The organism is Clostridium arbusti SL206, assembly GCF_000246895.1.
In the GTDB taxonomy this organism is placed as follows: Bacteria; Bacillota; Clostridia; order Clostridiales; family Clostridiaceae; genus Clostridium_I; species Clostridium_I arbusti.
Genome location: NZ_BAEV01000155.1, coordinates 1 through 5,565 on the forward strand (window position 1 = coordinate 1; position 5,565 = coordinate 5,565).

Here is a 5,565-nt window from a genome sequence, read left to right on the forward strand (position 1 = left end):
TCATCAACTGACGACTTTTACATCATATCAAAACACTTACTAATTGTCAACTACTTTTTTTCAGAAATCTTAAAAGAATTTTTAATTACTTATTAATTACTGATGTTCTCTCGTAGCGACAAGTAGTATTCTATCATATATACATTAATGTGCATATGCATTATAAACCTCTATTGGCACTTATTCTATTAAATCTTTCGTTTACTTCTTTATTCTTTATCATTCTTATATAGATACACCTGGCGGCGTTTAAAACTATTTTTATAATCATCAATCTTAAAATTAATAATTAAAATATACATTCATGAAGCTCTACAAATGTTATATTTATACTTATTTATTTTCTTGTATAATTCGTTACAAACACTATGTACTATTTATAATTAGATTTACATGTGATAAAATGCAGTCAATACTAATTTGATTTCAAATTGGAAGTAAATCTATATCCATTTTACCAAATAATATTTTTTACCGCTTGCTCTCTCATACGCATATCTGCATGCAAGTATTTTTTATAATCCAGTAGTAGGAATCATATGTCTTATATGTAGTTTCTGTTCATAAGACCAGAGTTTTGCCGCTGACCCACTTCAGATTCCGCCTCACGTTGGACACCCTTGTCTTAAGCTATGCACTTGGCACTAATCAACCCGTGCTTGAGACTTTCACCCATTAGGTGAGCTCATGCTGGGCACACCTAAAAAAAAGAACAGACTAATTTAAAATTAGTCTGTTCTTTGGTGGAGATAAAGAGATTCGAACTCTTGACCCTCTGCGTGCAAGGCAGATGCTCTCCCAACTGAGCTATACCCCCATATGGTGGACCTTCAGGGACTCGAACCCCGGACCAACCGGTTATGAGCCGGTTGCTCTAACCAACTGAGCTAAAGATCCTTAGACCTGGCAACGACTTACTCTTCCACAGAGCTTCCCCTGCAGTACCATCAGCACATTAGAGCTTAACCTTCGTGTTCGGAATGGGAACGGGTGTTTCCTCTAAGTCATAATTACCAGATATACATATAAATGAAATTCTTTCATAAATTTATAATTTATGAAAATACTCAAGAACCTCACTACAGTAATAAATTATAACCAAGTTACTATACTTTGTCAACTACTTTTTTTAATAAAATTTCGGTAACAATCAGATAAATAGAAAAGCTGCTGTAAGATATAATGTAAGTAAGTTCTTACAGCAGTTACTATAGCCCATAGATTTTATTATATTATATTTTATTCACTATTTCTTTAAACTTATTTCCTCTCACCTCAAAATTAGGAAACATATCAAAACTAGCACAGGCTGGAGAAAGTGTAACTATATCACCACTTTCTGCCTCAGATTTGGCCTTATTCACAGCTTCTTCTAATGTATTAACTTTAATTATAGGTATACATATTTTTTTATCTTTCATAAATTTATTAAATACTGCTTCAATTTTATCCTTTGTATTTCCTAAAAGTATTAGTTTCTTAATCATAGTTGATCCCTGTTGTGCTAAAGGTTCAAATGGAATATTCTTGTCATATCCACCCGCAATTAATATTACTTTCTTTTCAAAAGCTCTTAAACTTGCTAACGTCCTAGTAGGACTTGAAGCTATAGAATCATTGTAATACTTGACTCCATCTAACTCTCTTATAAATTCCGATCTATGTTCAACACCTGAAAATGTGGTAGCTACTTTCTTCATACTCTTTATACTTGCATCATTTGTAGTAGCACAAAAAGCAGCTAGAAAATTTTCTACATTATGCATTCCTTTTATTACTATATCTTCTTTATTACAAACAAATTTATCTAGTACATATAGTTTTCCTTCACTGAAATACGCTCCATCTTTTACTTTGTATTTCCTACTAAACTCCATAACCTTTCCATTAGCTTCATCTGCCATATCCGCTGTAATATCATTATCTTTATTCAATATAAGCAGGTCTGTATCCTCTTGAAATTTATACACATTCTTTTTAGCATTTATATATTCTTTCATATCTTTGTGAATATCTAAATGATTTGGGCTTAAATTAGTTATAATGGATACTTGTGGTGACACATCCATAGTCATAAGCTGAAAACTTGATAACTCCAAAACAACTCTATCTCCTGATTTCATTTCTTTTATCCTAGTAAATAGCGGCGTACCTATATTGCCACCTACCCAAGTCTTATATCCTTCTTCTTTAAGAATATTATATATCAAGGTTGTAGTAGTTGTTTTTCCATCACTTCCTGTAACTCCAATAACTTTAGCAGGACAATATCTAACAAACTCTTCCATTTCAGAAGTTATATATGCTCCCTCTTGTTTTGCCTTAACAAGAGCTGGGCTATCTATCCTCATTGATGGGGTCTTAAATATGACTTCATATCCTTTAAGAAAATCTAAATAATCTTCCCCAACTATCAGTGTTACTCCTTTTGTTTCTAATTCAATAGCTATATCACCTATTTCCTTCTTTGTTTTTTTGTCAAATGCTGTAACTCTAGCACCTAATTCTATAAGAAAATCAATTAGTGGTCTGTTACTTATACCAATGCCTACAACTGCTGTTTTCTTATCCTTTATAAATTTTTGAAAATCGCAAAAATCTTTATTCATAATTACCCCCGAAAATATTATTTATCAATTATTATTTGATTCCAATTACTTATATAAATAGCCTCATATCAATTATAAAAATAAATTATTAATATGTATTCTTCTTTCACTAAATAACATCTATCAAGTATAAATATCAACATTTAATATTGTACCATTAGTACATCATTTCTAATTATAACACTTTAAAAATTTTTTTAAACATAACTAATATTTTATTATAATCATGTCATATAATTTATTAATATTAATTTTAACTAGGAATTTTAAATGCCATTTTTATCTTTAATGCTTTCTAGTCCTTTAATATATATATCCTATGCTAAAAAAGCATTCACCTGAAGACTTATATATTTTAAAGCTTATGTTTATTTGGATATTAACTCAAATATATATAACTATAAATTATAAAATTCCATTTCCATTAGGTATAATAGTAAACATTATTTTAATTTCAAATACTAAGACTAATAAATCATCAAAATACGCTGCTCTATTAATAGGAATTATTAGTTTAATACTAAGCAATTGCGTTAGTATAATATACAGTTAGAATAATTATTAATGTGGAAATTGTGAGAATTTATTTAATTTTATAACTTTGTCACTCAGTATTGCAAATTTCGACTTTATTATGTTATACTATGTTTGTGCCGTAAGGAAAACATTAATATAATTCCCCAAGTTTTAATTGAACATATAACATATCCCCATGATTAAACCCTATTTAGTCGGATTTTGTATCCGACTCTTTTTTTATTTAATTGTAATATTATATATAAAATAAATATAGTTAAAAATTTACAATATATAATTTTCAATACCATACCTAATTAATTTCAGTCTAAGATGGAGAAAATAATTTATCTCACAATTCACGTAGTTAAATTTACTCATAGCTAACAATAACAAAATACTATCAAGTATATAATAAAAATAGCTTGATAGTATCAGTTTTTAATTATTAAATCTCATCAACAAAATTTTAATAAAACTTAATTTCTATTAATAAATTTTAGAAGTTTACTTTTTCTTCTATAAATTTTTCTAAATCTTCTATTTTCACTCTTATCTGCTTCATGGTATCTCTATCCCTAACCGTAACTGACTCATCCTCTAAAGTATCAAAATCAATAGTTATACAGTAAGGAGTACCAATTTCATCTTCTCGTCTATATCTCTTACCTATACTTCCCGCTTCATCATAGTCCACATTAAAACTTTTGCTTAATTTACTGTAAACATTCATAGCTTTCTCTGAAAGTTTCTTACTAAGTGGCAGTATAGCTGCTTTAAAAGGAGCTAATGCTGGATGAAAATGAAGAACGGTTCTTATATCTCCACCTTCAAGTTCCTCTTCATCATATGCATCAACTAAAAATGCCAAGGTTACCCTATCAGCACCAAGTGAAGGTTCAATAACATATGGTATATACTTTTCATTAGTAGTCGGGTCTAAATAGTTTAGATCCTCACCAGAATGTTCCATGTGTTTACTTAAATCATAATCAGTTCTATCTGCCACTCCCCATAGCTCTCCCCATCCAAATGGGAATTTATATTCTATATCAGAGGTTGCTTTACTATAAAAAACTAATTCTTCTGCTGAATGATCTCTAATTCTTAAATTATCTTTATTAACTCCTAAATTTAATAAGAAATTAAAGCTATAATCCTTCCAATATTTAAACCATTCTAAATCAGTTCCCGGTTTACAGAAAAACTCAAGTTCCATTTGTTCAAATTCTCTTGTTCTAAAAGTAAAATTACCTGGTGTAATTTCATTTCTAAAAGCTTTACCAATTTGACCTATTCCAAAAGGTACTTTTTTTCTGGAGCTTCTTTGAACATTTTTAAAATTTACAAATATTCCTTGAGCAGTTTCTGGCCTTAAAAATATTTCAGATTTAGCATCCTCCGTAACACCTTGAAAAGTCTTAAACATCAAATTGAATTTTCTTATGTCAGTAAAATTATTTTTACCACATTTAGGACAAACTATATTATTCTTTTGTATATAATCTTTTAATTCTTCATTTGTGAAACCATCGGCACTAACATCATCTATACCTTGCTCCGCCATATGCTCTTCTACAAGCTTATCAGCTCTAAATCTTGATTTACAATCTTTGCAATCCATAAGTGGATCAGAAAAGCCACCAACATGACCTGATGCTACCCAAACTTCACTATTCATAAGTATTGCACAATCAAGTCCTACATTGTATGGACTTTCTTGTATAAACTTTTTCCACCAAGCTTTTTTTACGTTATTTTTAAACTGAACCCCTAAAGGGCCGTAATCCCAAGAATTTGCTAGTCCTCCATATATATCAGAACCCGGGAATACAAAACCTCTATTTTTTGCAAGACCAACTATCTTATCCATTGTTTTTTCAAAAGACATGTATAAAACCTCCTAGATATAATATTAAAATTACTTACTTATAAAATAATTATTTTATATAAATTTATTAGCAAAAAAACTTTTATTAAGATTGGATTATGATTTAATTTTAAAATAAAACATATAAAAGTAATATTTGCAAATAAAAAAAGAACTAATACCCTAAGGGACGAAAATTAAATTCCGCGGTTCCACCCTTATTGGCATTAGCCCTGCTCTATGCTCTTTTTACACTCAAGAGTTCCCTTCAGATTAAAATTCTAGTCATTCTCACCATACATAACTTCTCTAAAAAAAATTTTAAAATTACTTTTCTCTATCATTGTGTAGTTATTATTCTATTTAATTTTATATATAAAATATAGTAGACAATTTTTAAAATTAAAAATCATACAAAAAATAAAAATGGCTCCGCGAAAAGGATTCGAACCTTCAACCTATCGGTTAACAGCCGAGTGCTCCACCGTTGAGCTATCGCGGAATATTTTATTAATTTGTTTTGTAAGTGTTGTTTGCCTCACTTACATATATTATTATAACAAGATATTA

At 29.3% G+C, this 5,565-nt stretch carries 2 protein-coding genes, 3 tRNA genes and 1 rRNA gene; all 6 read right to left on the bottom strand.

The window, feature by feature from the left end; translation table 11 throughout:
- Positions 1 to 741: 741 nt before the first annotated feature.
- The 6 genes from RH99_RS17465 to RH99_RS17490 all read right to left on the bottom strand — a co-directional run bounded on the left by RH99_RS17465 (position 742) and on the right by RH99_RS17490 (position 5,497).
- Positions 742 to 817, bottom strand: a tRNA-Ala gene (locus RH99_RS17465).
- A gap of 3 nt (positions 818 to 820) precedes the next feature.
- Positions 821 to 897 (bottom strand) — tRNA-Ile (locus tag RH99_RS17470).
- A gap of 4 nt (positions 898 to 901) precedes the next feature.
- Positions 902 to 1,018, bottom strand: a 5S ribosomal RNA gene (gene rrf, locus RH99_RS17475).
- A gap of 214 nt (positions 1,019 to 1,232) precedes the next feature.
- Positions 1,233 to 2,609 carry a UDP-N-acetylmuramoyl-L-alanine--D-glutamate ligase gene (murD, locus tag RH99_RS17480; RefSeq protein ID WP_010241343.1) on the bottom strand — a complete coding sequence of 459 codons (1,377 nt, stop codon included), beginning with the start codon at positions 2,607 to 2,609 and terminating at the stop codon, positions 1,233 to 1,235.
- Positions 2,610 to 3,624: 1,015 nt separating this feature from the next.
- Complete coding sequence (locus RH99_RS17485) at positions 3,625 to 5,016, bottom strand: glycine--tRNA ligase (RefSeq protein ID WP_010241346.1); 1,392 nt, start codon at positions 5,014 to 5,016, stop codon at positions 3,625 to 3,627.
- Between the two features lie 406 nt (positions 5,017 to 5,422).
- Positions 5,423 to 5,497 (bottom strand) — tRNA-Asn (locus RH99_RS17490).
- Between the last annotated feature and the right edge of the window lie 68 nt (positions 5,498 to 5,565).